Origin of the sequence: Sporolactobacillus shoreae (genome assembly GCF_004684935.1) — a bacterium.
Classification (GTDB): Bacteria; Bacillota; Bacilli; order Bacillales; family Sporolactobacillaceae; genus Sporolactobacillus; species Sporolactobacillus shoreae.
In genome coordinates this window covers 179,125-205,351 of record NZ_SRJD01000001.1, presented here as the reverse complement: position 1 = coordinate 205,351, position 26,227 = coordinate 179,125, and the positions used below count along the sequence as shown (strand labels likewise).

The following is a 26,227-nucleotide window of genomic DNA, read 5'->3' as shown; positions in this document are numbered from 1 at the left end:
CCTGTACTTATATGTACATTTTATCAATTTTTTTACACCTGTCTACGTTAATCTCTCATTATCGACAAGATTCGCCACGTATTTTCGTTACGATGTAGTCCTTAAGTATCCTTTATTTCCATAATTTGTAATAATATTTTTCTGAATTTTCATTTTAATTGTTGTTGAAAGCGTGCTCAATCCCGTCTTATATCTCAATAACAAGCCTAAATGCCTATTTTAATTTTTCAAATCATTATTTAATGCAAATTTCAAGCCATATAAGTAAAATATTTGTTTTAATATGTAAAAAATTGCATAAAAAAAAGGACTTTTGGTTAACAAATCCAAAAACACGCCAAAAGTCCCATGAATGATTCAGATCAATTAATTCTTATTCACCCTTAATTCGATTCAGCTCATTAAGAAACTTATCATTCAAAACCTTAATATAGGTACCTTTCATTCCAAGCGACCTTGATTCGATAACTCCGGCGCTCTCCAGCTTTCTAAGCGCATTAACAATGACCGAGCGTGTGATGCCGACGCGGTCGGCAATTTTGCTCGCAACAAGAAGCCCCTCTTTACCTTCAAGCTCTTCAAAAATATGTTCGATCGCTTCAAGTTCACTGTACGACAGGGAGCCGACTGCCATCTGGACAATCGCTTTTTCCCTTGCTTCTTCTTCAACCTCGTCGGTCTTTTCACGCAGAATTTCCATACCGACGACTGTGGCACCATACTCAGCAAGAATTAGATCCTCATCGGTAAATGTTTCATTCAGTCTCGAAAGAATCAGCGTCCCAAGCCTTTCGCCGCCTCCGACAATCGGAACTACTGTTGTCAGTCCGTTTGTAAATAAATCTTTGTTTTCATCGGGGAAAACGCTGAACTCACTGTTAACATCAAGATTGGGAGATGTTGCGGTAACGCTGAAAAGATGTTGAGTGAAGGATTCAGGGAACTGCCTGCTTTCAAACATTTCCCTTATACGCTCATTTTCAAATTCGAGTTTCAATGAAAGACCCAGAATTTTACCCCTCCTGCTGACAACAAATGTATTCGTTTGAATAACATCGCGAAGTGTTTTGGCCATCTCATTAAAATCCACCTGCGTTTTTGTACCCTGAAGCAAATGATTAATTTTTCTTGTTTTTTCCAATAGTGTCATAAATGTTTCCTCCTGGTCATCCTGAATGTTTACTTTAAATTTTTCGCAGACTTGAAGAAATAGCCTGTAAGCATTGAACCATTAATTACAAAAAGATCTATAAAATAAATTGGCTGAGATCACGATTCTTAACAATAGTCGACAGTCTTTCGTCGACATATTCCGGTGTTATCACAATTTCACTCAGTGCAATGTCCGGCGCTTCAAAGGATAGATCTTCCAGAAGCTTTTCCAGAATAGTATGTAGTCTCCTGGCACCAATATTGTCCGTTTCCTGATTCACTTCGAATGCAATAGCCGCAAGCTTATGGATAGCTTCGTCAGAAAATTTAATCTTAATACCTTCCGTCGCGAGCAAAGCCTGATATTGCCTGATCAAAGCATTGTCCGGCTGAACAAGAATGTTTACAAAATCGTCAACCGAAAGACTCTTTAACTCAACCCGGATCGGAAAACGGCCTTGCAGTTCAGGAATCAGGTCTGAAGGTTTGGAAAGATGAAAAGCCCCGGCCGCAATGAAAAGGACATAATCAGTTTTTACAGCCCCATACTTGGTGATTACAGTTGATCCTTCAACGATTGGAAGGATGTCCCTCTGCACGCCTTCCCTTGAAATTTCCCCGGAGTTTCGCCCTGAACCTGTTATTTTATCAATCTCGTCAATAAAAATAATACCAGACTGTTCAGCTCTGACGATTGCGTCCTGTATCACCTGATCCATGTCAATCAGATTTTGGGCTTCCTCACGGGTCAGATATTTGCGCGCCTCGCTGACCTTCAGCTTGCGCTTTTTCATTTTCTTAGGTGCTAAATTGCCAATCAGGTTCTGAAGATTAGCTCCCAGCTGTTCCATTCCAGCGTCCTGAAAAAGGCCGTTAAGCTGATCGCCGCTCTGTTCGGCAACTTCAACGGTCACCTGCCGATCCTCAAGCTCACCCAGGGCCAGCAGTTTTTCTGTCTGAAGCCTTTTTTCACGGATCGAAGCATCCGTCCCGGTATTATCTTGTTCCTTCTGCTGAGTCCCCGGCTGGCCGCCGAAAAGCATTTCAAGAGGGTTCTTAGGCTGTTCCTGTTTCTTCTTTGACGGAACAAGTAGTTCCACTATTCGTTGCTCAGCCATTTTTTCTGCCTTAGCTTCAACCTGTTTCATTTTTTCTTCTTTGACCAGCCGGACGGAAGTCTCTACAAGATCCCTTACCATCGATTCGACATCGCGGCCCACATACCCGACTTCTGTAAACTTAGTTGCTTCAAATTTAACAAAGGGGGCATGAACAATTTTCGCCAGGCGCCGGGCGATTTCCGTTTTGCCGACACCTGTCGGTCCGATCATCAGAATATTTTTCGGAATAATTTCGTCTCGCAGTTTTGCTTCAAGCAATGAGCGGCGGTACCGATTGCGGAGAGCAACGGCTACAGACCTTTTAGCTTCTTTCTGACCAATTATATAACGATCCAGCTGCTCAACAATCTGCTTTGGCGTGGGTGACGCTTCCATAGAAACACTCCTCCCCTGATCTGCGACAGCATTTAATATCAGAGTTCTTCGACAATAATCCGGTCATTGGTATAGACACAGATTTCACTCGCAATAGTCAGAGATTTCTCAGCGATGTCCCGTGCGGTCAGCTCCGATGCCCCCCACCTCATGAGAGCCCTTCCAGCGGAGAGCGCGTAATTCCCCCCTGAGCCAATAGCCAGCATATCATCGTCCGGTTCAATGACCTCACCGGTGCCGGAAATCAGCAACATACCGTCTTTATCCATGACAATAAGCATTGCCTCCAGCTGTCGGAGCATCTTATCTCCGCGCCATTCTTTGGCAAGTTCTACCGCGGAACGCTGAAGGTTGCCGTTAAACTCTTCAAGACGCGCCTCAAATTTTTCGGAAAGTGTGAAGGCGTCGGCAACCGAACCGGCAAAACCTGAAATCACTCTCCCATGAAAAAGCCTGCGGACTTTTCGGGCTGACTTTTTCATGATCACAGATTGGCCAAGCGTCACCTGACCATCTCCTGCCATCGCGCTGCGGCCATTGTGACGAATGGCAAAAATCGTTGTCGCATGAAAAGCCCCCATAAAAAGCCTCCTTCCCACAAATGTGAAAGCAAGCGAAAGCCCGTTCCCGCAACGGTATTCACTTTAGTACCGAAATTAGGATCGGACTCGTTTATCAGTCACTGTTCTCATCCATTTGCAATAATTAGAAATCAGCAAATCATTCAGTAATTTTGAAAGTCAGATCTGAACAAGCGGCTTCTTGCTCATTCATGGTAGCACAAGTTGCAATAATTGGCAATCAATTTACAGTTTTATAACAACATTCTGAATTGTATCCAGGGCTCGTTCCGCATACTTCTCAGCGCGTTCTTTTTTATCTTTGATGTGCGCCTGTAGAGACGGCAGAAGTCCAAAGTTGGCATTCATCGGTTGGAAATTCTGTGATGACGCACTTGAAATATAATGGGCCATGCTTCCAATGACTGTTTCAGGTGGAAAAATTATGGGAGCGTCCCCTCTGGCAATGTGTGCCGCATTAATCCCAGCAATCAAGCCCGAAGCAGCGGATTCGACGTAACCTTCAACGCCAGTCATCTGTCCCGCAAAAAAAAGATTCTTCCTTGATTTTGTCTGATAGGTTGGTTCAAGGATGCCAGGCGAATTCAGAAAGGTGTTGCGATGCATGACACCGTAGCGAATGATTTGCGCCTGCTCGAGACCTGGAATTAGTCTGAAAACTTCTTTTTGCGCACCCCACTTCAGATGCGTCTGAAAACCGACGATATTAAATAGAGTGCCCGCCGCGTTGTCCTGGCGGAGCTGCACAACCGCATACGGTCTTTTGCCCGTTTTTGGATCTTCAAGGCCTACCGGCTTAAGCGGGCCGAAAAGAAGTGTTTTCGCGCCCTGCTTCGCCATAATTTCAATAGGCATGCATCCGTTGAAATAATTCTCTCGTTCAAACTCTTTCAGTGGAGCAGTTTCTGCCGAAACCAAGGCCTGATAAAAACGCTCAAATTCATCTTTATTCATCGGACAATTTAAATATGCCGCGTCTCCCTTGTCGTATCTGGATTTAAGGTAGACACGTTCCCTGTCAATAGATTCTCCATCGATAATCGGCGCTGCTGCGTCGTAAAAATACAGATCTTTTGTCCCAGTAAATTGACCAATTGCCGTTGAGAGACTTTCAGTTGTCAGAGGGCCGGTTGCTATAACAGTCGGCCCATCCGGAATTTTTGTGATTTCATCATGTATAACCGTGACATTTGGAAGAGCAGTGACAGATTCTGTAACTCGCGCTGAAAAGTCATGGCGGTCTACGGCCAGCGCCCCTCCCGCAGGTACGCTTGCGGAATCCGCGGCTTTCATGATGACGGAACCAAGTCTCCGCATCTCTTCTTTAAGGATACCCACAGCATTGGTCAAGGTATTTGATCGCAGTGAATTAGTGCAGACAAGTTCTGCAAATTGATCTGTATGATGGGCGGGGGAATATTTTCCCGGTCTCATCTCATAGAGATTTACTTTTATTCCACGTCTGGCGATCTGCCAGGCTGCTTCGCTTCCCGCGAGACCTGCCCCGATCACCGAAACCGTCTGTTCCGTCACGCTTTGATTCCTCCGATTCTATAGATGCATGCTAAAACCGTGCACACACACGCATGCACGGTTAGATCCTGTGCGTGTTCACGTGTTGGCTACTTCATCTCTTCCTTATAATCGCACTTTGGACACTGCACAGTCTTTCCACTTTTATTTTTCTTTTCAACAAGATAAGACCCGCATTTCGGACATTCCCTCTGAATCGGTTTATCCCACGAAACAAAGTCACATTCAGGATAACGGTCACACCCGTAAAAAATCCGGCTTTTTTTACTGCGACGCTCCACAACCTCGCCCTTTCCGCATTTTGGGCACGTCACTCCGGTTTTCTTTAAAATTGGTTTCGTGTTCCTACATTCTGGAAAATTAGAGCATGCAAGGAATTTGCCAAAACGGCCGATCTTATAAACCATCTCATGTCCGCATTTTTCACAGATAATTCCTGAAGGCTCATCTTTGATCGTGACAGATTCCATTTCTGATTCCGCTTTAGATAAGCGTTCAGAGAAACCCTTATAGAAACTGTCAATAATTGCGATCCAGTCTTTTTTCCCTTCTTCAACTTCATCCAGACTAGTTTCCATTTGTGCTGTAAAATCAATGTTGATGATTTCCGGAAAGAACTCAACAATGAGCTTAAGGACAATTTCACCGAGCTCCGTCGGGACAAAACGCTTGGTATCCATAGTCACATAGTTCCTGCGCTGGATTGTATCAATTGTAGGAGCATAAGTTGACGGTCTTCCGATACCGATTTCTTCCATTTTGCGTACGAGAGACGCTTCCGTATAGCGGGGAGGCGGCTGGGTAAAATGTTGCTTTGGGTTTGTATTTTCTTTGCGCGCCGTCATTCCATCAGAAAGTTCCGGAAGATAATTTTCTTTTGCGGCTTCTGTATCGGAACTCTTGGCGTCATCACTGCCCTCAATGTAAACCTTCATAAAACCCTGGAACTTGATTTTGGAGCCTGTCGCCCGGAAAGTCACACCACTCTGAACCAGATCCGCACGAACTGTATCCAGAACAGCAGGTGCCATCTGACTCGCGACAAAACGCTCCCAAATTAATTTATAGAGCCTGAGTTGATCCCGGCTCAAATATTCTTTTATATCTTTGGGCTGTCTGAGGACAGATGTCGGGCGAATGCCTTCATGGGCGTCCTGAACATTTTCTCCTTTTTTCTGTTTCAGCGGTTTCTTCCCGAGATAATTGTCTCCGTAATTTTCAAGAATGTATTGTTTTGCCTCAGATTTTGCCACATCAGAGATGCGTGTTGAATCTGTTCTCATATAAGTAATCAGACCAGTATTGCCCTGTTTCCCAAGTTCAATGCCCTCATATAGCTGCTGTGCGATCATCATCGTCTTTCTGGCGCGGAAGTTCAGCTTACGTGCCGCTTCCTGCTGCAACGATGATGTGATAAACGGCAACACCGGAAATCTCAGACGCTCTTTTTTCTGGACATTCTGCACAAGGAACTGATCACTCTGTAATCTTGAAAGAACTTCGTCCACATCATTCTTATTTTTTAAAGCATGTTTTTTGCCATCCAAGCCATAAAATTCCGCAGAAAAGGTTTCTTCACCGACGTGGAACAATCCGGTAATCGACCAGTACTCCTCCGGTTTGAATGCCTTGACTTCGTTTTCCCTTTCAATAATCAGCCGCAAAGCAACCGACTGAACCCTTCCTGCGCTCAGGCCTTTTTTTACTTTTTTCCAGAGCAACGGGCTTATATTATAGCCAACCAGCCGGTCCAGAACTCGTCTCGCCTGCTGCGCATCGACTAAATCCATATTTATTTTTCTTGGATTCTTAAAAGCGTCCTTAATGGCCGGCTTTGTAATTTCATTAAATACAACTCTGCAATCCGAGTGGTCATCAATGTCCAGGCTGTGAGCCAAGTGCCACGCTATCGCTTCCCCCTCACGGTCGGGGTCGGCCGCCAGATAAACCTTTTTCGCTTTCTTCGCGGCGCTTTTCAGATCTTTCAGCACCTGTCCTTTTCCACGAATTGTTATATATCTAGGCTTGTAATGATCGGAGACATCAATACCCATCTGGCTTTTGGGCAGATCCCGGACATGGCCCATTGAAGCCTTGACCTGATATTTTGGTCCAAGATAACGTTTTATTGTTTTTGCTTTGGCGGGAGATTCCACGATGACAAGATAATCATTCATAATGTTGCTCCCCCTTTCTGAGAATATTGAAATCTTCACTAATATTAATGATTGATGAAAGCTTTGTCAAACAATTAATGAGAAAACAAATCTTCGTCTCCCTAACTTGTTTCGCTAAATGATGTTTGCTTTTTCTTTTTACTTAATTATAGGAAGCTGAATGTCAATTTAATCCTGATAATTCTTCAACAATGTCATCAGCCTTCATGACTAATTTTGCCCCCTGCTGAATCAGCGCGTTTGTCCCGGCGCTGCTCGATTTAAGAATGGAACCTGGAACGGCAAAAACCTCGCGCCCTTGCTCCAGAGCCTGATCAGCCGTAATTAATGATCCGCTTTTTTCTTTAGCCTCTACGACAAGAGTGCCGCGTGCGAGGCCGCTTATGATTCTGTTACGCTCCGGAAAGCGCCAGCGTTCCGGCCTGGAGTAGGGTGAATATTCGCTGATTACAAGCTGACGATTACATAATTCGTGAAACAGGCTGAGATGATCGTGTGGATATGGATAAAGAAGACCCGAGCCAAGAACAGCTACAGTCCGTCCATCCATGGCTAGTTTATGTGCCAAGCCGTCCACTCCAAGAGCCATACCACTGACGATCACCCATCCGGATGCTATCAAAGGAACCAGAAGCTGCTTCATGACTTTTTCAGCTTCGGCACTGGGATATCTTGTCCCGACAACACTAAGAATTTTTTCACTTTTAAGATATTCGATGTTACCTTTGGTATACAGCAAGTATGGCGGATCATAAATTTTTTTCAGAAGCGGCGGATAGAAGCGATCATGCAAAGAAACAGGCATAATCCCCTGCTTTTCATAATATGCAACGACGTTCGCAGAATTAAAAGAATGAAAATCACGCAAGAATATTTCGGCGTGCGGTTTGGTCAAGTGGAAAATACCGGTTAGTTCTTCCATAGTATATCGCTCCACTGACTGAAGCTGCGGGTCAGCCCGGATAAATTCACGAATTGTTTTTCTGCCCAAACCCCGGCAGTGAGTCAAATGAAGTAATTTCAATGTCAAATGGTCCATATGAAATTTACCTTTCCAAAATTAGAATTTGAAAATCAATAGATGATGAACGATTGATGATGATAAGGAAGAAATAGCGCGGGAATGACATTTAATATTAAGAAGAAACGGAGATGGCCGGTTATCAAAAAATAACAGGAAAGCTCTGAAATGAGCGCTTTCCTGAAGTATTCACCGAACAGGTATCAGGCAATCTTCATAAAGGCCACGTTCTTTCAATGTCTGAACCATTGTCGTACCGATTTTATCCGGGGTTTCTGCTATTGCGATTCCATGTTCGCGAAGTACCCGGATTTTTTCACCCGCAGTGCCCCGGCCGCCGGAAATAATGGCTCCGGCGTGCCCCATTCTTTTCCCAGGGGGTGCTGTCCGGCCGCCGATGAAACCAACAATAGGTTTATTCATATGAATTTCCGCCCAATTCGCTGCGTCTTCTTCGCTGCTACCCCCAATCTCACCAATCATCACAACAGCAAGTGTTTCAGGATCCTCGTTAAACAACTTGAGAACGTCAATAAAACTGGTTCCATTTACCGGATCCCCTCCGATTCCAACGGCTGTGGTTTGACCAATGTTCAGTTGCGACAGTTGATGAACTGCTTCATAGGTGAGGGTACCGGAGCGGGAAACAACGCCGACATGTCCCTTTCGGTGAATGTAGCCTGGCATAATGCCAATTTTTGTCTCATCAGCCGAAAGAACTCCGGGACAATTGGGTCCGATCAGCCTTGTATCACGATCTTGAAGATAGCGTTTGACTTTTACCATGTCGAGTACCGGGATGCCCTCGGTAATGGCAATAATCAGACGCAGACCGGCGTCTGCTGCCTCTAATATCGCGTCTGCGGCGAAAGCCGGCGGAACATAGATAACAGAGCAGTCAGCTCCTGTTTTCCAGACTGCCTCGCGCACAGTGTTGAAAACCGGAACACCGCTGACGGTCGTGCCCCCCTTGCCTGGTGTCACACCTCCAACGATTTTTGTACCATATGCCTGCATCTGCTGTGTATGAAACACTCCCTGTGAACCTGTGATTCCCTGAACGATAACCTTCGTATCCTTATTTACGAGAATACTCATTTTACAACACCTCCGGCCGCCTGATCCACCAGCTGGACAATTTTCTCAGCCGCATCGGCCATGGTGTTCGCCGATGTGATGTTCAATCCGGAATGATGGAGAATTTCCTTTCCGAGTTTCACATTCGTTCCCTCGAGACGGACAACCAGCGGTACCTTCAATCCGACATTTTCCGTTGCGGCTACAATTCCTTCCGCAATAACATCACATTTCATAATCCCTCCGAAAATATTCACCAGGATTCCGCGGACATGAGGATCGGAGAGTATCAGTCGAAAAGCCGCCTCGACTTTTTCCTTACTTGCTCCGCCTCCGACATCAAGAAAATTAGCCGGATCTCCATTAAAGGCTTTGATAATATCCATTGTAGCCATTGCCAAACCCGCCCCATTGACCATGCATCCGATATTGCCGTCTAAGGCAATATAATTCAGTCCGTACTCAGAAGCTTGTATTTCTTTTTCGTCTTCCTCGCCAAGATCCCTCAGATCGAGAAGCTCCTTATGGCGATAGAGCCCGTTGTCATCGAAATTAAGCTTCGTATCCAATGCGAGTATTTCTCCGCTTTTAGTGAGCACGAGCGGATTAATTTCCGCGATGGAACAGTCTTGATCAACAAATGCCCGGTATAGCTCGAGCATAAATTTAACTGCCTTGTTCACTTGCCTGTCGGGGATTCCAATGCCAAATGCAATTCTCCGGGCCTGAAACGGGGCGAGGCCAATCAGGGGGTCGACCGACTCTCTGACAATTTTTTCAGGAGTTTTAGAAGCTACTTCCTCTATTTCCATTCCACCTTCAGAAGAAGCAATCACCGCTATTCTTGAAGCGTTTCTGTCCAGAACCATCCCTAAATAAAATTCCTTTTCGATATCGCTTCCTTCCTCGATCAGAAGGCGTTTTACCTTTTTCCCCGCGGGCCCGGTCTGTGGTGTCACAAGTATTTTGCCTAGTAATTCTTCTGCAATAGGTGTGATCTGATCTAGAGACCCGGCTATTTTGACTCCTCCGGCTTTCCCGCGTCCTCCGGCGTGTATTTGAGCCTTCACAACCCATTTTTTCGCATGAATGGACTTTGCTGCTTCAATCGCCTGTTCCGGAGTAAAAGCAACATTCCCCAGCGGAACAGCGACCCCATATTTTTTTAAGAGCTGCTTCCCCTGATACTCGTGAATATTCATTCTCTTCCCTTCCTCCGCAAGATTGAATTCAAATGAATGTAAGCCCTTTCTTTAATTTAGTATAGCTACTTCTCGAGACTTTTGTCCACTAATTTGTCACAAATAAGTTGCCATTTGTTCAAGAAACTAATCCTGTCCTGGAAAATGGATCGGGATAGAATTATGTTTTTCAGTATATGAGATCGGGAAAAAAGTGATGATTTCATAATGCTTTTTTTGAGATAAAAAGAGGGATACGGACTGGATAATACAAAAAAGTGGATTACTTGCTTTTAAGGCGTGACTGCTCGTCTATTCGATAAATAAATCCGAAAATTTCTGCTACTGCGCCATATAGCTCGGGGGGGATCATTTCATTGAGATCAAGCTTGGAAAGCATAGAAACAAGGCCGGGATCTTCTTGCACCGGGATGTTAAACTCCTTCGCTTTGTTGATCATCCGTTCAGCAATTTCACCTTCTCCTTTTGCGGATACATAGGGAGCCTGGTCCTGGCCTTTGATATAATTCAGTGCCACGGCTTTTTTGTGATGGTTACTGCTCATACTCTCACGTCCAGATTGTAATTCGTTATATTTAAAGGTTCCTGCGCTTTTTTTACGAGTTGAGGGTCGATCTTTTCAGCTTGAGAGACTGAAGTCAGGTGATAATTAATCGCCGCAAGCTGATCCCGAAGCGCAGGTTCGCCCTCTTTCAAGAATTGTGTCAGATCTTCAGAATCATTCTGAACTGTCAGTGTCACCGAGCGGCTCTGGACACGGACACTGACCAGAGTTTCTTTTAAATTTGTCAGATCGAGCCAAAGCAATATGGTGCACGAGTCAGGATCCAGCTTGCCACTTTTGCTTTTCTTACCTTCCCAATAAACCGATACATTCTTAATTTCCCGCTGGAATGGAATCGGAATCTGGATGGAAAATTGGGCAACCTGTGGATCCGTGGACACCATCTGAATCTGCTCGCCGGTTATTTTTCCGACAATATCTCGTGCCAATTCCTTTATCGCCGTAGGTGCCTGATGATCCTGAACAACAGCAAGCAATTTTTCTTTCAGGGAGTCCGTTGATTTCAGAGTTTCTCCGGAAGAAAGCTGATTTCTGAGGTTCTGCTCAAAATCAAAACCAAGCTCCCTCATAGAGTTCAGAAGCAGCCCCAGATCACTGTTTCCGCTGAAAATAGTCTGTGACGCCTGACCCGCAAATTGGGACACGAGAAATGATTTGAATTGACTGAGAAATAAATCCGGCTTTATTTCAACGTGAAGTTTATTCAGAAAATTGACGGTGTCAGTCTGAGACATCGCTCCGTTAACAAATTTAATTATTTCTCCTGAGTTAACCTGGGCAGTCGGCATCTGTTCCTGCAAAAAGGATTTAAGTAATTCTGTCGTCTTTTCACGGCCTAAAATCCCGGTAGCCATTTGGAGCGAGGGTTCCCCCTTAATATTTTTCAGATCATTGACTGCCCCCTTCAATGCCGCAGTTGAAGGAGTGGAGACGTTCGTGTGATCTAGAGCCTGGGTTAAAGCGTTAAGCTGTGAAGACAACGGTTCAGCTTTCATCAGATGGCCTGCCAGGTGAAATACGGTGGAAGTGATCGGAAGCCTGTGGTTGATCATCCATTTTACAGCACGCATTCCCGAAGAAACATCAGCCGGCCTGCTGCCTAGAAGTGAACGAGCGGTGATTACCGCATTGCGTGTCAGTGGCTCTCCCTGATCAAGAAAAGCCTGGATCAATTGCCTGTTAATCGGCTCGTCTTTCAATTTAAATGCGTTTAGTGCGTCCTCAACAATCGAGGAAGATGTCCTTTCCTGCTCCGTGCGGCGCCCTACGACTTTTGCAGTCAGTGGGTTACTGTTCTGCTGGACCTGAAAAAGATAATCCTGACCAACTTTCAGCGGCGGCTGGAGAGCAACTACTTTTGCAACCATTTTCTGAGCGCCAAGCTGGACAAGTGCCGTACGGTCGGGTAAAATTTCGAGAACTTTTCCGCGAAGTACTTGTTCCGGCGCATACGTGCCTATCAATTGACTTTGGCTGATTGCATAAGGTTGGAAGTTCAATTCGGACACCTTCTGTTCGGCAATTCAGGATTTAAGAGGGGCGAACGTCATACGATGTTCGGGACACGGCCCGAGCTTCTTTATTGCTGATAAGTGTTCCCTCGTGCCATACCCTTTGTTGACGGCAAATCCATACCCTGGATATACCTTATCCAGTTTATCCATCAATCGGTCACGGGTCACTTTCGCAAGAATTGAGGCTGCGGCAATGGAATTGCTTCTCGCGTCGCCCTTAATTAAAGAGGTTTGCGAGATGTTCAAGGGTAACTTCATCGCATCAATCAGCAAATGATCCGGTTCAACCTCCATCTCCGAAACAGCGAGCATCATCGCTTTTTTAGCCGATTCATAGATATTGATCGTATCAATTTCGCGTGCGGAAACTATTCCAATTCCGAAAGATAATGCGGATTCTTTTATTCGTTCAAAATAATAATTGCGCTTCACAGCACTGAGTTGCTTCGAATCATTAATTCCGGGTATGACAGCATCGGGTTCCAGAATCACACACGCGGCCACCACGGGACCGGCAAGCGGTCCACGACCCGCTTCATCGATCCCGGCCAGCTTTCTGGCACCCCTCTGATGCCATTCATCTTCAATACGGTTCATCTCACGAAATTTCTGAATCAAATTCTGAAATCTGGCCTGTTTTTTATCCCAGACTTCAAGCAGATGCCGTACACCTATTCTGGAATCCTGAGCCAGTTCGCTCCTTTTTTTATCATTTAAAAAGTGGGAGCGATCCAGTTCTTCCCTGATTTTTGCGATAGACTGTTGCCTCAATTTCCCTCTCCCTTTCTATATCGGTCAATTGACACAAGACATTTATTATTTTTTTCAGTTCAAATGGTTTTCTCAGCCGGCAGCTCAAGAGTCAGGCAGCCCAGCTTCTGATGGCGATAATCACGGACAATGATTTCCGCTGTCCGGTCATAATCGACAAGTCCACCGCTCATCAGGCAGCCACGACTTTTGCCAATTGCATCAAAAAGCCCGATGATCTTCTCCTGGTCCTGATCATTCCGGTTCAGTTCAGGTAAAACGGATAAATGATATCTTTCAGCCAGCTGATTACGATATCTCTGAAGCATTAATTGAACCAGAAAGAAGGCTATTTCCTGAAAATCAAGCAATTCCTCCTTTATTGCACCGGTTGCGGCCAGTCTGAGGCCCACTTCAGGATCATCAAACTTCGGCCATAAAATTCCCGGAGTATCAAGCAGTTCCATTGTTTTCCCAACTTTGATCCACTGCTGTGCGGTTGTCACACCGGGACGATCACCTATCTTCGCAATTTTTTTACCTGCCAGCCTGTTGATCAACGTTGATTTCCCAACATTTGGAATGCCAAGAATCAAGGCGCGGTCCGGATGCGGCTTAAATCCCTTTTCCTCCATTTTCTTCCTCCGCTGAGATGTCAGCTGATGCACACTTCCCGCTATAGATGATGTCCCCTGACCCGTCTGGCTGTTTACGAGGTGAACAGCCAGGCCGCGCCTTTCATGATACGACTTCCAAGCCGCAGTTGCTGCAGGGTCAGCCATATCAATTTTATTAAGCAGAAGCAACCTCGGCTTCCCTGAAGCTATTTCATCCACGAGCGGATTACGGGATGCCGATGGGATTCGGCTGTCAACCAGTTCAATCACGACATCAATCTGTTTGATCTTTTCAATCATCTGTCGTTTGGCCTTCGCCATATGTCCCGGATACCATTGAATGTTCATAAACGTCCCTCCTTAAAATTTTGTTTTCTATAAAGCTATGTTTAAATTCAATGTTGATTTTTGCTCCTCCGTTGATTGGAGCGGAAGACGCGAGACTCCTGCGGGATCAGCGAGCCTTCTGGCCTCGCAGTGAGAACACCGAGCGAAGAGTCTCACGGATCGCTCGCGGAAAGCGAGCGCATGGAGCAAAAAAACAGACAAGTTTAACAAAGCCTTCTATAAAAATATATTGAGTTAAAAAAAAGAGCTTGGATTCCCCCAAGCCCTTCTCTTCACTATTGTCTTTTCCTTTGAAAAAAGCTGTTTATTTGCTCTTGATACGTGCTTTCTTTCCGCGGAGATTACGCAGATAATAAAGTTTAGCACGGCGAACTTTACCGTGACGAACGACTTCGATTTTATCAATCTTAGGCGAATTAACAGGAAAAGCACGCTCAACACCCACGCCGTAAGAAATCTTGCGAACTGTGAATGTCGCACTGATTCCACCGCCATGGCGCTTGATCACAACACCTTCGAACACCTGAATACGTTCATGTGTGCCTTCAGTGATCTTCACGTGCACTTTAAGCGTGTCTCCGGGTCTGAAATCCGGAATATCCGAACGCAGCTGTTCTTTTGTGATCTCATCGATAATATTCGGCATAACGATCATGGCCTCCTTCCATACAAATGCTCATACGATCCAAACGATCGCAGCGGAACATCGTTGTCCACTTACAATTGCCACGTGTTAAATAATAACACGAATTGCCACTGATACGCAAGCCGGATTTTTACTTATTTAATACGTTCATTGGTCTTTTTAAATTCTGCAAGCCACTTTTTCTCAATTTCAGAGTATTGTCTGTTTTTCAGAAGATCCGGCCGCCGCATATAGGTTCGCCGCAGTGATTCCTTATGGCGCCATTCAGCTATTTTTTCATGGTTTCCTGAAAGAAGAATGTCTGGCACTTTCATTCCTCGGAAATCTGCCGGGCGCGTATAGTGAGGATGTTCCAATAAACCATCGGAGAACGAATCGGTTACAGCTGAAGTTTCATTTCCCAGAACTCCCGGAAGAAGCCTGACTATGCTGTCAATCATTGACATCGCAGCAAGCTCCCCGCCGGTCATAACAAAATCACCGACAGAAAACTCATCCGTTACGAGATGTTGAGGGATGCGCTCGTCAAAGCCCTCATAGTGCCCACAAATAAAAATCAGACGTTGTTCTGCCGAAAGATCTTCGGCATCTCTTTGTGTGAATGGTTTGCCTTGTGGAGATGTCAGTATAATTCTGGGTTGTGCATCATCTTCCGCGCAAACAGAATGAACCGCATCAAACAGAGGCTGGGGCATCAGAACCATTCCGGCACCTCCGCCGAATGGATAATCATCCACTTTTTGATGCTTATTTGTCGTAAATTGGCGGAAATCTGTGATGTGATAAGAAACTGAACCCTTTTCAGAGGCTTTTCCAAGAATGGATCCGTTCAAAACACCGGGAAACATCTCCGGAAACAAGGTGAGGACATCAACCCTCATCATCAATCATCCCCGGAATCAGATGAATGGTCACCCGTTTGTTTGCAACATCTATTTGCCTGACAACATCCTTGATGTAAGGAATTAGGATATCTTTTCCGTTCGTCTGTACGACCCAGACGTCATTAGCACCGGGAGACAGGATCTCCTTGATCGCGCCCAGACGCTCCCCAGTATCAGTATATACATCCAGGCCGATAATCTGATAGTAGTAAAATTCTCCGTCTTTCAATAGCGGCAACTGTTCTCTCGGAACAAAAAGTGAACAGCCTTTATATTTTTCAACATCATTAATTGATCGGTAATCTTTGAAGGTCAGGTAATCAAATTGTTTGTGCCGGCTATGGCCGGTCACAGAAAACGGTAAATAGGACGCAGCTTTTTCATCATGTACGTAGAGCACTGCCCCATTTGCGAAACGTTCTTCCGGAAAATCAGTCACACTGATCACTTTAACTTCTCCTCTGATGCCTCGTGTATTTACAATTTTCCCGACGTACTGCCATTCAGTCACACAAGTTCCTCCTTAAAATACTTTCTTGAACGCAGCAGTTTCTAATTTTATGCAGCGGATACGATGCTTTGCTTTTCAAGCCAGATCTATGTTTATCAATATAAAAAATGTTTGGATTATATGGTGAAAAAGAGAAGGGTGATATGTCCCCTTCTCTTTTTCTCTCAGTTTATTCCCGAATCAGGAATCGGATGTTTTTACCTTCGGCACTCGCCGCTGACGAAATCACGGTACGGATCGCCGACACGACCTGACCGTTTCTGCCAATGACTTTACCCATATCCTGTTTTGCGACCGTCAGAATATAAGTAATACAGCCGGAGTCCTCCTGTTTCAGAATCTGTATTTGTTCAGGATTTTCAATGAGCGGGACAACGAGGGCTTTGATCAGTTCCTCCATATCAAATCCGCTCCCTGATCCTTATTTTTGAAGCTTGAAGTTATGAAATTTCTCCATGAGTCCGTTTTTCGAGAAAAGGTTGCGGACCGTGTCAGACGGCTGAGCGCCCTTCTTCAACCAGTCCAAAGCCTTGTCTTCATCAACATTGAATGCCTTTGGTGTAGAAACCGGATTGTAGGTTCCGATTTCCTCGATGAAGCGGCCGTCACGCGGCGCGCGTGAATCAGCGACTACTACTCTGTAAAAAGGACGTTTTTTTGCTCCCATGCGTTTCAGACGAATTTTAACTGACATTTCTAACACCTTCCTGATTTTAATAATCACTCAAATTTTTTCCCACAGTTCACATGAATGGCAGGTTAAAAGGATTGCCACGCTTTTTGCCCTTTGTCTTGCCCATAAATTGCTTCATCATTTTCTTCATGTCTTTAAACTGCTTCAGCAAACGGTTGACATCGGCAATAGACGTTCCGCTCCCCAGAGCGATCCGTTTCTTGCGGCTCGCATTAATCACTTCCGGATCGTTTTTCTCCAGCGGGGTCATGGATCGGATCATCGCCTCGACCTGATCGATCTTCTTCTCATCAATCTGCATATTCTTCATGCCCTTAAGCTTACCTGCACCTGGCATCATCGACAGCAGATCCTGAAGCGGCCCCATCTTACGGATCTGACCAATCTGTTCGAGAAAATCGTCCAGGGTAAAGCTGACTGAACGAAGCTTCTGCTCCATTTCCTTTGCCCGTTCTTCATCAACGGATGCCTGCGCTTTCTCGATCAGAGAAAGCACGTCACCCATGCCAAGAATGCGGGAAGCCATACGGTCGGGATGGAAAGGTTCAAGCGCATCCATTTTTTCGCCCATGCCGACAAATTTGATCGGTTTGCCCGTAACCGAGCGGATTGAAAGAGCAGCACCGCCTCGGGTATCACCGTCAAGTTTGGTCATGATGACACCCGTCAGATCCAGACGTTCGTTAAATGTATTGGCCACATTAACAGCATCCTGACCAGTCATCGCATCGACGACCAGAAAAATCTCATCCGGATGGCTGACAGCTTTGATCTGCTCAAGTTCATCCATGAGTGCGTCATCTACATGGAGCCTGCCCGCAGTATCAATCATCACCAGATCATTGTGATCGGCACTTGCCTGTTCGAGGCCCTGTCTGACGATCTCAACCGGGTTGATCTGATCGCCAAGCGAAAAAACGGGAATACTCAACTGGCTGCCAAGCGTCTGCAACTGTTTGATCGCAGCAGGTCTATAGATATCGGCGGCGATCATCAGTGGCTTTTTGTTGTGCATTTTTCGGATATAATTGGCAAGCTTTGCGGCAGAGGTCGTTTTACCGGCACCCTGGAGACCGACGAAAAGTATAACTGTCGGCGGTTTCAGAGCCAGGTTCAGACGAGTCTGCTCTCCACCCATCAGCTCAGTCAGTTCTTCCTGTACAACCTTGATGACCTGTTGGCCGGGGGTCAGGCTTTTCAGCACGTCCTGTCCTACAGCGCGCTCCTGAATGCGTTTGACAAACGACTTGACCACTTTGAAATTGACGTCGGCTTCTAGAAGGGCAAGGCGGACTTCACGCGCCATCTGCTTGACATCAGCTTCAGAAACTTTGCCTTTGCCGCGGATTTTTTTCATCGTCGCCTGCAATCTGTCTGCAAGACTTTCAAATGCCATGCTTCTCACTCCTATTCCAATTTCTCAAGCCTGTCAAGAACCGCGTCCAGCTTTCGGCGTTCTTCACTACCCAGTTCAGCAGTCTGATCTCGGAGCTCTTTGATGAGAGCAGCGCGGGCGTTAAACTTGCGGAACAAACCCAACTTCTCTTCAAATGCTTCCAGCGTTTTTTCCGCGCGCTTCAAGTTATCGTAAACGGCCTGACGCGTGACTTGGTGGCTTTCAGCAATCTCACCGAGAGAAAAGTCATTAAGGTAGTAAAGGTCCAGATACTCCTGTTGCTTCGGGGTAAGAAGCGGCTGATAGAAATCATATAGGGCGTTGACTCTTAAAATCTTCTCAAGCATCGCAAAAATCCCCTTGACTGTAAAGGCCATTTACTTTACTGACCCAGTTTACAGGAAACGTATCCTTCTGTCAAGTTTTTATCTTAACACCTATAATTCCTCTCAAGCCTCTGCATGGTTATCGTCACTGAATAATTCCGAAAAAAGCCCATAAATAAACGCATCTGCGTCAAACGTCTGCAGATCATTCATTTTTTCTCCCAGACCGATTAACTTAACAGGAATATTCAGTTCATGACGTACGCCAAGAACGATACCACCTTTAGCCGTTCCGTCAAGTTTCGTCAGCACGATACCTGTGACATCCGATGCTTGGCGGAACAATTTCGCCTGATTCAACGCATTTTGTCCCGTCGTCGCGTCAAGCACCAAAAGCACCTCCTGAGGAGCTCCGGGAACTTCCCGCTCAATAACGCGCTTGATCTTCTCCAACTCTTTCATCAGATTCACCTTATTTTGCAACCTACCGGCTGTATCACAGAGCAGGACATCTGTTTTTCTGGATTTTGCGGCTTTAATGGCATCAAAAATCACCGATGCGGGATCAGAACCCTCCTGATGACGGATCACATCCACCCCGGCCCTGTCACCCCAGACCTGAAGCTGATCGATGGCGCCGGCACGGAAAGTATCGGCTGCAGCGAGCAGCACTGACTTTCCTTGATTCTTCAGCCTGCCAGCCAGTTTTCCGATGGTCGTTGTTTTTCCGGCTCCATTGACGCCCACCATAAGAAACACAGAGAGCCCTTCCGGGTTCATATTCAGCTGTGTTTCCGTCTCGTCACGTGTTAGGAATTCAGACAAAACCTCAGCAATAACCTCTTTCAGCTCTTCTGTATCTTTGATATTCCGAGTTCTTGACTCATCCTTTAATTTTTCAACCAGATCCATCACTGTTGTCACACCAACATCGGATTCGATCAGAAGATCTTCGAGTTCTTCAAAAAAATCTTCATCAACTTTCCGGTAGCGTTTGACTAGATTATTCAGCTGATCCGAAAAAGATCTTCTGGTTTTCGACAGCCCGTTCCGGAATTTTTCAGTGACTGATTCAGTGCTTCCGGAAATTTTCTCCTTCATTCGTCCAAAAAAATTCATTATTTTACCTCCTTCGTTTTTTTCTTACACTTAATGATCACAAGCAAAAGGGAAACGGATCAACCGCCTGCGGACAGAAGATCATCCGTTTCTTCAAGCCGAACGGAGACCAGTCTGCTGATTCCTGATTCCTGCATCGTAACACCGTAAAGCACATCGGCATGCTCCATTGTGCCATGCCGGTGAGTGACAACAATAAACTGAGTTTCCGAACTGAATTTTTTCAAAAACTCGGCGTAGCGGTCAACGTTTGCGTCATCAAGGGCTGCTTCTACTTCATCCAGAACGCAGAATGGAACAGGCCGTACTTTCAGGATCGCAAACAGTAGGGCGATGGCAGTCAGCGCCCGTTCGCCGCCTGACAAGAGGGAAAGCCGCTGCAGTTTTTTTCCTGGTGGTTCGGCAAGAATTTCAATGCCGCTGTTCAGCAAATCGTCGGGGTCGATTAATTTTAAATCAGCCTTACCACCACCAAAAAGTTCACGGAAAACGACCTGAAAATGTCCGCGGATTTTTTCGAACGTGACGGAAAAGCGCTGCTCCACTTCGTGATCCATTTCAGTCATTACATCTTCCAGCGTGTTGCGGGCTTTCAGCAGATCCTCTTTCTGAGCTGAGAGAAATTGTTCACGCTCCATGACATTTTCATATTCTTCAATGGCTCCGATATTAACGGTACCTAATTCTTCAATTGCTTTTTTAATTAATTTTACTTTTTTTCTGGCCTCTTCAGGATCTGAATTCAGTTGATAATTTTCTTTAGCCGCTTCAAAAGTCAACTCATAGTCTTCCCTCAGCGTATCAATCAGATGATCCAGCTGAACATCGAGGCGTCCCAGTTTAACGTCTTCCTCCTGCAGTGCCGCGCTCAGCCCAGTCATTCGGTCACGTTCATCCCTGATTTCATGCTCCTGAACGGACAACTTCTCCTGTTCTGACAGGCGCTCCTTTTTCTTCTCTTCCAAAAGCTGGGTCAGGTTCTGTTTGTCAATTTGCCCCTGCTGAATCTTAGCAGCCAGCTCCTCGGTTGAGAAGGACTGCTGATCCATATCGGAGTGAACATTCCGGATCGATGATCTGAGCGCTTCGGCACCAGCGGTTAAGTCATCAACGCGCGCTTTTATGGTGTCACGCTTTTCTTTCAAATGTAACGTCTTCTGGCTTTGCTCGGCTGTCTGAACCCTTAAAGACGTAATTTCTGACTGCAGGGATGCCCTGACAGAATCCCTGTCTTTCCTGCTTTCCGTCAGCTGGCTGATCGTCGCTGTCAGTTCACTGCCCTTTTCATGGTTTCTGGACAGAGAGTCATTGATTTCTTCAAGACGGGTTGAAATTTTCTCCTGTTCCGAGACAAAATCACCGTTTTCTCTTGAAAGCAGCTGATACTTGTCCATACTGTTTTTCTCTTCGGCTTCAGCTTCATGCAGCGAATTCTCCAGATTGCGGTATGATTCCGCAGCGATCTGGACTTCTTTGCGAAGCTTTGCCGTGCTCAGTTCTTCTTCAGCAATCCGGTTTTTCAGTTCGATAAAATCGTGGCGGAGTTCGGCAAGTTTCGTCCGCATTTCTTTAATCTGATTTGTAATTTGTTCAATCTCGGTTGTGCGGCTGATCAGACCCGCATGATTTTTTTTCAGACTGCCGCCGGTCATGGCGCCGCCCGGAGCAACAACATCACCGGAGAGCGTAACGATTCGATATTTATAACTCATTTCCTTTGCAAGAGTGTTGGCACCTTCAAGATTCTCCGCAACAATCACTGTGCCAAGCAAATGTTCAATTACAGGACGGATTGCAGAATCGCAGTTCACAAGCTTATCCGCCATGCCAGTAAACGCCCCGTTTTTCTCCAATCTCTGTCTGTCACTGTATTGTATAGCACGCGATTTCATGACGGAAACGGGTAAAAAGGTTGCCCGGCCTGCCTGGTGTGTCCTGAGGAACTGAATAGCCTGTCTTCCGCATTTTTCATCAGAAACGATGATACTTTGTGACGATGCTCCTAAAGCAATTTCAATAGCCGTTTCATATTTTTCATCCACGCGGATTAATTCTGCCACGGCACCGATAATGCCAGTCAAATTCTTTCTATTTTTCAGGACCGTTCTCACGCCCTGATAAAAACCGGCATAATCTTCTTTCAAAGCTTCAAGCATTTCCTTTTTAGAGACAGCTTGTTCAATGAAACGATTGATCTTGTCGATACTTTCTTTTTGCACAGAATAGCGTTTGTGGTTCTGCTGAAGAACGGATTCACCCTCCGAAAGCTTTCTCTGAAGCTGCTGTCCTGCATCCGCTTGCTGCCTGATCTCATGATCAATTTTCTGTTTTCTGCTTCTCGCAGCTTCAGCCAGGCTTTTTGCGGTTTCAGTGCTTGTCCCCACACGACTCTGCTTCTGCTCCAGAACCTTTTTCTGGTCTGTCAGATAACGCTGCTCATTGCGCATGGATGCCTGCTCATTCAGCACTTCAATATATTCGCTCTTTAACTTTTCGATCCGTTCATCCAAGTTTTCGTCCAGGCCGGCGGCATCAAGCTGTTTTTGATTTAATAACCGGCGCAGCTCTTCCAGCCTCGTGTTTTCCACACGACAGGAATCAATCACCTGGTTCTGCGCCTGACGTTCCTCATCAAGTTGCGTCTCAAGTGCTGAGAGGCGCTCCTTCAGTTCATCTGACGTACTCTGAGCATTCTTGCGGCGCTCGGCCATAACTTCCTTCTGGCCGAGTATTTTCTCCAGATTTTCACCTAATTCAGCCATTTTAGCCTGGTTTGTTTCTATAAGCTGATCCAGCTGGCTTGCCTTCCGCCTGTTTTCCTGGTACTCTCTTTCCCTTTCCGTAAGCCGGCTGCCACGTTCTTCCTTCTCGGCTGCCAGTTCTGCCGATCGTTTCTTTGACTCCGACCAGCGCGCATGAACTTCTCCGATATCGTGAGCCAGAAGTGCAATATCCACTTCCTCCAGCTCATCTTTTTTTGCCAGATAATCCTTTGCAATCGATGCCTGTTTTTCTAGGGGCTCAATACGGCTTTCAAGTTCATGCAGAATATCTTCAACACGGTTCAGGTCATCTTCTGAATCTCCCAGTTTCTTTTCCGCTAGCTGTTTCCGTAATTTATATTTCAGGACACCAGACGCTTCCTCGAAAATTCTTCGCTTATCCTCAGCTTTGCTGTTCAATATTTCATCAATTTTGCCCTGGCCAATTACGGAATACGCTTCCCGCCCCAGGCCGGAATCCATAAATAAATCGACAATATCCTTCAGCCGGCAATTTTGGCGGTTCAGCAGAAATTCGCTTTCACCTGAACGGAAAACACGCCGTGTTACGCTGATTTCAGTATAATCAAATGGAAGGTAATGATCTTTGTTATCCAAGGTCAGCGTGACTTCAGCCATGTTTACTGCTCTTCGTGCGTCGCTGCCGGAAAAAATAATATCCTCCATTTTTGTTCCCCGCAGCGACTTGGCGGACTGTTCACCGAGAACCCAGCGAATCGCCTCAGTAATGTTGCTCTTCCCGCTCCCATTAGGTCCTACCACTGCGGTCACACCGGGAACAAACTCTACAGATGTTTTATTGGCAAAGGATTTGAATCCTGAAACATCCAGCCGTTTGAGAAACATCCCGATCCCCCCGTTTCTTTTCTTGCCATTTCTTCGCTGTCGTTTCTTTTCAAGTAACAAAAACAGCCGTGAACTCTCGGCTGTTTTTGTTACCCGGCGATTGACTTCAGCGCCTCGCGCGCAGCGCTTTGTTCAGAGTCTTTTTTCGATGTGCCCCTTCCAGTGCCGATCACCTGACCATTCAGAAGAACTTTGGATAAAAACTCCCGCTGATGCGCCGGTCCTTTTTCCATGACCACACTGTAATCAATCTCACCCAGATTTTTCCTTTGAACCGTTTCCTGCAATTGGCTTTTAAAATCCATCACATGGGAAAAAGTACCGTCTTTAATTTTCGGATAGACGACCCGTTCCAGGAAACGGCTGACATCCCCAAGTCCTTGATCTAAGTAGAGTGCACCGATAAACGCTTCAAACACATCGCACAGGAGTCCCGGCCTTTTTCGGCCGCCCGTAGCCTCTTCGCCGCGTCCCAGAAAAATCTTTTCATCGAAAGAAAGGGATGTTGCAAACATGACCAGTCCAGTTTCGCAAACAATAGCCGCACGCAGCTTTGTCATGTCCCCTTCAGACAGATTCGAAAAATTCTTGAACAAAAACTGTGAGACCATCAGTTCCAGAACGGCGTCGCCGAGAAATTCCAAGCGTTCATAATCTTCCTGTGACCCGCGTCGATGCTCATTCACATAGGATGAATGTGTAAAAGCCTGATATAACAGGGATTCATTGTTAAATTCAAACGAAAAATCTTTCAGAAACCGATGAATCTTGTCAGCCGTTTCTTTATCGCGATCTTCCGGTTTTTTTAAATCCGGCATGACCTGTCACCTCCACATGCGCCAAAACCGACCATTCGGTCATTCTCATGATCTGATAAAAAAAAAGCCCGTCATTATAAAATTATTTTACAAAAACGGGGTTTAATAGTTAGCATGTCACGATTTATGGTTCTCTATGTAAGTAATGACATCGCCAACGGTCTGAATTTTTTCAGCATCTTCATCTGAAATTTCCAGATTAAATTCATCTTCAAGTTCCATGACAAGCTCGACAATATCTAGAGAATCGGCATCCAGGTCATCTTTGAAAGAAGCTTCAGGTTTTACATCCGCCTCATCAACACCCAGTCTGTCGACAACAATCTTTTTCACACGTTCAAGTACATCTGATTCCGCCATGTCTTCACCTCCCCTCAAGGGCACATACAATAAAATAACAGGAAAAACGACCTGAGTCAAAAAAATTTCGAACATACCTCAACTATTTTATTGCATCGCCATACCGCCGTCAATACTTAATGTCTGACCCGTCATATAATTGCTGTCGTCCGATGCAAGGAACCTGACGACCTTAGCCACATCTTCAGGAGATCCCAATCGCTGAAGCGGAATTTCCGATTTCATCTGTTCCTTAACCTGTTCCGAAAGCTTATCCGTCATCTCAGTTGTAATAAATCCTGGCGCCACAGCATTAACTGTGATACCTCTGGACGCGACTTCTCTGGCAGTTGTCTTCGTCAGCCCAATGACACCCGCTTTGGCAGCGACATAATTGGCCTGTCCGGGATTTCCAAGAATGCCAACCACTGAAGCAACATTGACAATCTTTCCGTGTTTCTGCCTCATCATTGGACGGAGTACTGTCTTCGTTACGAGAAAGACGCCTTTCAAATTAGTATTTAGGACGGCGTCCCAGTCTTCCTCCTTAAGCCTCATCAGCAGGCCGTCCCTAGTAATGCCTGCATTATTAACTACAATATCAAGATGCCCAAATTTCTCTATAGATGCTTTAATCATGGATTGAACATCTTCTTCGTTTGAAACATCACATTGAAAAACAAATGCCTCTGTACCCATTTCTCTGATTTCTGAAGCAGTCTCCTCCGCTTTATCTTTGCTGCCTGCAAAATTGACAACAACGGAGGCACCCTCCCGTGCAAGTTCCAGAGCAATCGCTCTGCCTATCCCTCTGGACGCTCCTGTTACCAACGCCACCTTGTCTTTAAGCAACATGTTAAACAGCACGCTCCTTAAGCTTTTCAGCCACAGTGTTCAGTGTCTCAAGATTATTGACCTGCACTATCGTTGCTCCGCGCTGAATTTTTTTAATCAGGCCCGATAATACTCTGCCTGGCCCCACTTCAACGTACGTATCCACGCCCAGTTGGCCCAGTGTTTCAATTGATTCAACCCATCGTACCGGCGAATAGAGCTGTTCAATCAAATGACTACGTATTTCACCAGCAGTCTCTTCCACCTCAGCTGTGCTGTTCGCTATAACAGGAACCTCGGCATTTTGCACCGGCAGATTGTCCAGAACATTTTTCAATTGTTCGGCAGCAGGTTTCATTAATGAAGAATGGAACGGGCCGCTTACGGCGAGAGGAACTACCCGTCTGGCTCCGGCTTCTTCGGCCAGTTTTGAAGCATCGGCGACACCCTTCACTGTACCGGAGATAACAATTTGTCCAGGGCAGTTCAGATTTGCCAGTTGAACGGAAGCTCCCGTTGCCGTTACTTTTTCACAGATATCCTTCAGCGGGTTCGGATCAACACCAAGTACCGCAGCCATCGTTCCCTGACCTGCAGGAACTGCCGCTTCCATCAGCAGTCCTCTTTTGCGAACAGCGAACACAGCATCTTCAAATTTGAGGACGCCCGCCGCGTAAAGCGCACTGTATTCCCCAAGGCTGTGGCCCGCAAAAAAATCTGCTTTGATCCCTTTTTTCGACAGCAGTCTGAAAAAAACGGCGCTGATAGCCAAAAGGGCAGGTTGAGTGTTTTCTGTCAATTGGAGTTTTTCCTCGGGGCCGTTCAGAATCAAATCACTCAGTGAGAAACCAAGACGTTGATCTGCCTTTTCCACCATTTCACGCGCTTCAGGATAGGCTTTAATTATATCGCCGCCCATTCCGACGCTCTGAGACCCCTGTCCCGGAAAAACAAATGCTGTCTTGCCCATCAAAAAACCTCCTCAATGAATAAACCGG

25 protein-coding genes are annotated in these 26,227 nt (G+C 45.8%); all 25 read right to left on the bottom strand.

Annotation, left to right across the window (positions count from 1 at the left end; genetic code table 11):
• Positions 1-373: 373 nt before the first annotated feature.
• The 25 genes from codY to fabD all read right to left on the bottom strand — a co-directional run bounded on the left by codY (position 374) and on the right by fabD (position 26,199).
• Positions 374-1,150, bottom strand: coding sequence for a GTP-sensing pleiotropic transcriptional regulator CodY (codY, locus tag E4665_RS00960; protein ID WP_135346920.1), 777 nt, complete (start codon positions 1,148-1,150; stop codon positions 374-376).
• A gap of 97 nt (positions 1,151-1,247) precedes the next feature.
• Complete coding sequence (hslU, locus tag E4665_RS00955) at positions 1,248-2,648, bottom strand: ATP-dependent protease ATPase subunit HslU (RefSeq protein WP_135346919.1); 1,401 nt, start codon at positions 2,646-2,648, stop codon at positions 1,248-1,250.
• Positions 2,649-2,686: 38 nt separating this feature from the next.
• Entirely contained in the window at positions 2,687-3,229 is a 543-nt protein-coding gene (gene hslV, locus E4665_RS00950) for an ATP-dependent protease subunit HslV (protein WP_135346918.1), read from the bottom strand.
• 225 nt (positions 3,230-3,454) lie between these two features.
• A complete protein-coding gene (gene trmFO, locus E4665_RS00945) occupies positions 3,455-4,762 on the bottom strand; it encodes an FADH(2)-oxidizing methylenetetrahydrofolate--tRNA-(uracil(54)-C(5))-methyltransferase TrmFO (protein WP_135346917.1) in 1,308 nt (435 codons plus the stop codon).
• A gap of 89 nt (positions 4,763-4,851) precedes the next feature.
• Complete coding sequence (topA, locus tag E4665_RS00940) at positions 4,852-6,939, bottom strand: type I DNA topoisomerase (RefSeq protein ID WP_135346916.1); 2,088 nt, start codon at positions 6,937-6,939, stop codon at positions 4,852-4,854.
• Between the two features lie 163 nt (positions 6,940-7,102).
• Entirely contained in the window at positions 7,103-7,861 is a 759-nt protein-coding gene (dprA, locus tag E4665_RS00935; RefSeq protein ID WP_241654577.1) for a DNA-processing protein DprA, read from the bottom strand.
• 288 nt (positions 7,862-8,149) lie between these two features.
• Positions 8,150-9,058 carry a succinate--CoA ligase subunit alpha gene (gene sucD, locus E4665_RS00930; protein ID WP_135346914.1) on the bottom strand — a complete coding sequence of 303 codons (909 nt, stop codon included), beginning with the start codon at positions 9,056-9,058 and terminating at the stop codon, positions 8,150-8,152.
• The gene (gene sucC / locus E4665_RS00925) at positions 9,055-10,239 is read right to left on the bottom strand and encodes an ADP-forming succinate--CoA ligase subunit beta (RefSeq protein WP_135346913.1); all 1,185 of its coding nucleotides are present in this window, start codon (positions 10,237-10,239) and stop codon (positions 9,055-9,057) included. The genes sucD and sucC overlap by 4 nt, the downstream gene beginning before the upstream one ends.
• A gap of 262 nt (positions 10,240-10,501) precedes the next feature.
• On the bottom strand, positions 10,502-10,783 hold the full coding sequence (locus E4665_RS00920; RefSeq protein ID WP_135346912.1) for an EscU/YscU/HrcU family type III secretion system export apparatus switch protein: 282 nt from the start codon (positions 10,781-10,783) through the stop codon (positions 10,502-10,504).
• Positions 10,780-12,312 (bottom strand): hypothetical protein, encoded by a 1,533-nt coding sequence (locus tag E4665_RS00915; protein ID WP_241654575.1) that lies wholly within the window; start codon positions 12,310-12,312, stop codon positions 10,780-10,782. The genes E4665_RS00920 and E4665_RS00915 overlap by 4 nt, the downstream gene beginning before the upstream one ends.
• A gap of 15 nt (positions 12,313-12,327) precedes the next feature.
• The gene (locus E4665_RS00910; protein WP_135346910.1) at positions 12,328-13,089 is read right to left on the bottom strand and encodes a ribonuclease HII; all 762 of its coding nucleotides are present in this window, start codon (positions 13,087-13,089) and stop codon (positions 12,328-12,330) included.
• 59 nt (positions 13,090-13,148) lie between these two features.
• A complete protein-coding gene (gene ylqF, locus E4665_RS00905; RefSeq protein ID WP_135346909.1) occupies positions 13,149-14,033 on the bottom strand; it encodes a ribosome biogenesis GTPase YlqF in 885 nt (294 codons plus the stop codon).
• Positions 14,034-14,337: 304 nt separating this feature from the next.
• Positions 14,338-14,679 (bottom strand): 50S ribosomal protein L19, encoded by a 342-nt coding sequence (rplS, locus tag E4665_RS00900; protein ID WP_135346908.1) that lies wholly within the window; start codon positions 14,677-14,679, stop codon positions 14,338-14,340.
• Positions 14,680-14,813: 134 nt separating this feature from the next.
• Positions 14,814-15,560: a tRNA (guanosine(37)-N1)-methyltransferase TrmD gene (gene trmD, locus E4665_RS00895; RefSeq protein ID WP_135346907.1), complete on the bottom strand. Its 747-nt coding sequence runs from the start codon at positions 15,558-15,560 to the stop codon at positions 14,814-14,816.
• Positions 15,550-16,074 (bottom strand): ribosome maturation factor RimM, encoded by a 525-nt coding sequence (gene rimM, locus E4665_RS00890; RefSeq protein WP_135346906.1) that lies wholly within the window; start codon positions 16,072-16,074, stop codon positions 15,550-15,552. The genes trmD and rimM overlap by 11 nt, the downstream gene beginning before the upstream one ends.
• A gap of 169 nt (positions 16,075-16,243) precedes the next feature.
• A complete protein-coding gene (locus E4665_RS00885) occupies positions 16,244-16,474 on the bottom strand; it encodes a KH domain-containing protein (RefSeq protein ID WP_135346905.1) in 231 nt (76 codons plus the stop codon).
• A 21-nt stretch (positions 16,475-16,495) separates the two neighbouring features.
• Entirely contained in the window at positions 16,496-16,768 is a 273-nt protein-coding gene (gene rpsP / locus E4665_RS00880; protein ID WP_135346904.1) for a 30S ribosomal protein S16, read from the bottom strand.
• Between the two features lie 49 nt (positions 16,769-16,817).
• Positions 16,818-18,164: a signal recognition particle protein gene (ffh, locus tag E4665_RS00875; protein WP_135346903.1), complete on the bottom strand. Its 1,347-nt coding sequence runs from the start codon at positions 18,162-18,164 to the stop codon at positions 16,818-16,820.
• A gap of 11 nt (positions 18,165-18,175) precedes the next feature.
• Positions 18,176-18,511, bottom strand: coding sequence for a putative DNA-binding protein (locus E4665_RS00870; RefSeq protein WP_135346902.1), 336 nt, complete (start codon positions 18,509-18,511; stop codon positions 18,176-18,178).
• Positions 18,512-18,613: 102 nt separating this feature from the next.
• On the bottom strand, positions 18,614-19,609 hold the full coding sequence (gene ftsY / locus E4665_RS00865) for a signal recognition particle-docking protein FtsY (RefSeq protein ID WP_135346901.1): 996 nt from the start codon (positions 19,607-19,609) through the stop codon (positions 18,614-18,616).
• Between the two features lie 59 nt (positions 19,610-19,668).
• Positions 19,669-23,238 carry a chromosome segregation protein SMC gene (smc, locus tag E4665_RS00860; RefSeq protein ID WP_135346900.1) on the bottom strand — a complete coding sequence of 1,190 codons (3,570 nt, stop codon included), beginning with the start codon at positions 23,236-23,238 and terminating at the stop codon, positions 19,669-19,671.
• An 89-nt stretch (positions 23,239-23,327) separates the two neighbouring features.
• Entirely contained in the window at positions 23,328-24,056 is a 729-nt protein-coding gene (gene rnc / locus E4665_RS00855) for a ribonuclease III (protein ID WP_135346899.1), read from the bottom strand.
• A gap of 117 nt (positions 24,057-24,173) precedes the next feature.
• Positions 24,174-24,416: an acyl carrier protein gene (locus E4665_RS00850; protein WP_135346898.1), complete on the bottom strand. Its 243-nt coding sequence runs from the start codon at positions 24,414-24,416 to the stop codon at positions 24,174-24,176.
• 87 nt (positions 24,417-24,503) lie between these two features.
• Positions 24,504-25,250 carry a 3-oxoacyl-[acyl-carrier-protein] reductase gene (gene fabG / locus E4665_RS00845; RefSeq protein ID WP_135346897.1) on the bottom strand — a complete coding sequence of 249 codons (747 nt, stop codon included), beginning with the start codon at positions 25,248-25,250 and terminating at the stop codon, positions 24,504-24,506.
• Position 25,251: 1 nt separating this feature from the next.
• On the bottom strand, positions 25,252-26,199 hold the full coding sequence (fabD, locus tag E4665_RS00840; RefSeq protein ID WP_135346896.1) for an ACP S-malonyltransferase: 948 nt from the start codon (positions 26,197-26,199) through the stop codon (positions 25,252-25,254).
• Positions 26,200-26,227 lie beyond the last annotated feature (28 nt).

Bases quoted from the DNA above. Each gene is read 5' to 3' on its own strand.
- sucC (WP_135346913.1), bottom strand. From the start codon at position 10,239: ATGAATATTCACGAGTATCAGGGGAAGCAGCTCTTAAAAAAATATGGG.
- rplS (WP_135346908.1), bottom strand. From the start codon at position 14,679: ATGCCGAATATTATCGATGAGATCACAAAAGAACAGCTGCGTTCGGAT.
- ftsY (WP_135346901.1), bottom strand. From the start codon at position 19,609: ATGAATTTTTTTGGACGAATGAAGGAGAAAATTTCCGGAAGCACTGAA.
- rpsP (WP_135346904.1), bottom strand. From the start codon at position 16,768: ATGTCAGTTAAAATTCGTCTGAAACGCATGGGAGCAAAAAAACGTCCT.
- rnc (WP_135346899.1), bottom strand. From the start codon at position 24,056: ATGCCGGATTTAAAAAAACCGGAAGATCGCGATAAAGAAACGGCTGAC.
- trmD (WP_135346907.1), bottom strand. From the start codon at position 15,560: ATGAGGGTTGATGTCCTCACCTTGTTTCCGGAGATGTTTCCCGGTGTT.
- hslU (WP_135346919.1), bottom strand. From the start codon at position 2,648: ATGGAAGCGTCACCCACGCCAAAGCAGATTGTTGAGCAGCTGGATCGT.
- dprA (WP_241654577.1), bottom strand. From the start codon at position 7,861: ATGGAAGAACTAACCGGTATTTTCCACTTGACCAAACCGCACGCCGAA.
- topA (WP_135346916.1), bottom strand. From the start codon at position 6,939: ATGAATGATTATCTTGTCATCGTGGAATCTCCCGCCAAAGCAAAAACA.
- E4665_RS00885 (WP_135346905.1), bottom strand. From the start codon at position 16,474: ATGGAGGAACTGATCAAAGCCCTCGTTGTCCCGCTCATTGAAAATCCT.
- smc (WP_135346900.1), bottom strand. From the start codon at position 23,238: ATGTTTCTCAAACGGCTGGATGTTTCAGGATTCAAATCCTTTGCCAAT.
- ylqF (WP_135346909.1), bottom strand. From the start codon at position 14,033: ATGAACATTCAATGGTATCCGGGACATATGGCGAAGGCCAAACGACAG.
- ffh (WP_135346903.1), bottom strand. From the start codon at position 18,164: ATGGCATTTGAAAGTCTTGCAGACAGATTGCAGGCGACGATGAAAAAA.
- E4665_RS00850 (WP_135346898.1), bottom strand. From the start codon at position 24,416: ATGGCGGAATCAGATGTACTTGAACGTGTGAAAAAGATTGTTGTCGAC.
- E4665_RS00870 (WP_135346902.1), bottom strand. From the start codon at position 18,511: ATGCTTGAGAAGATTTTAAGAGTCAACGCCCTATATGATTTCTATCAG.
- hslV (WP_135346918.1), bottom strand. From the start codon at position 3,229: ATGGGGGCTTTTCATGCGACAACGATTTTTGCCATTCGTCACAATGGC.
- codY (WP_135346920.1), bottom strand. From the start codon at position 1,150: ATGACACTATTGGAAAAAACAAGAAAAATTAATCATTTGCTTCAGGGT.
- sucD (WP_135346914.1), bottom strand. From the start codon at position 9,058: ATGAGTATTCTCGTAAATAAGGATACGAAGGTTATCGTTCAGGGAATC.
- E4665_RS00920 (WP_135346912.1), bottom strand. From the start codon at position 10,783: ATGAGCAGTAACCATCACAAAAAAGCCGTGGCACTGAATTATATCAAA.
- fabD (WP_135346896.1), bottom strand. From the start codon at position 26,199: ATGGGCAAGACAGCATTTGTTTTTCCGGGACAGGGGTCTCAGAGCGTC.
- fabG (WP_135346897.1), bottom strand. From the start codon at position 25,250: ATGTTGCTTAAAGACAAGGTGGCGTTGGTAACAGGAGCGTCCAGAGGG.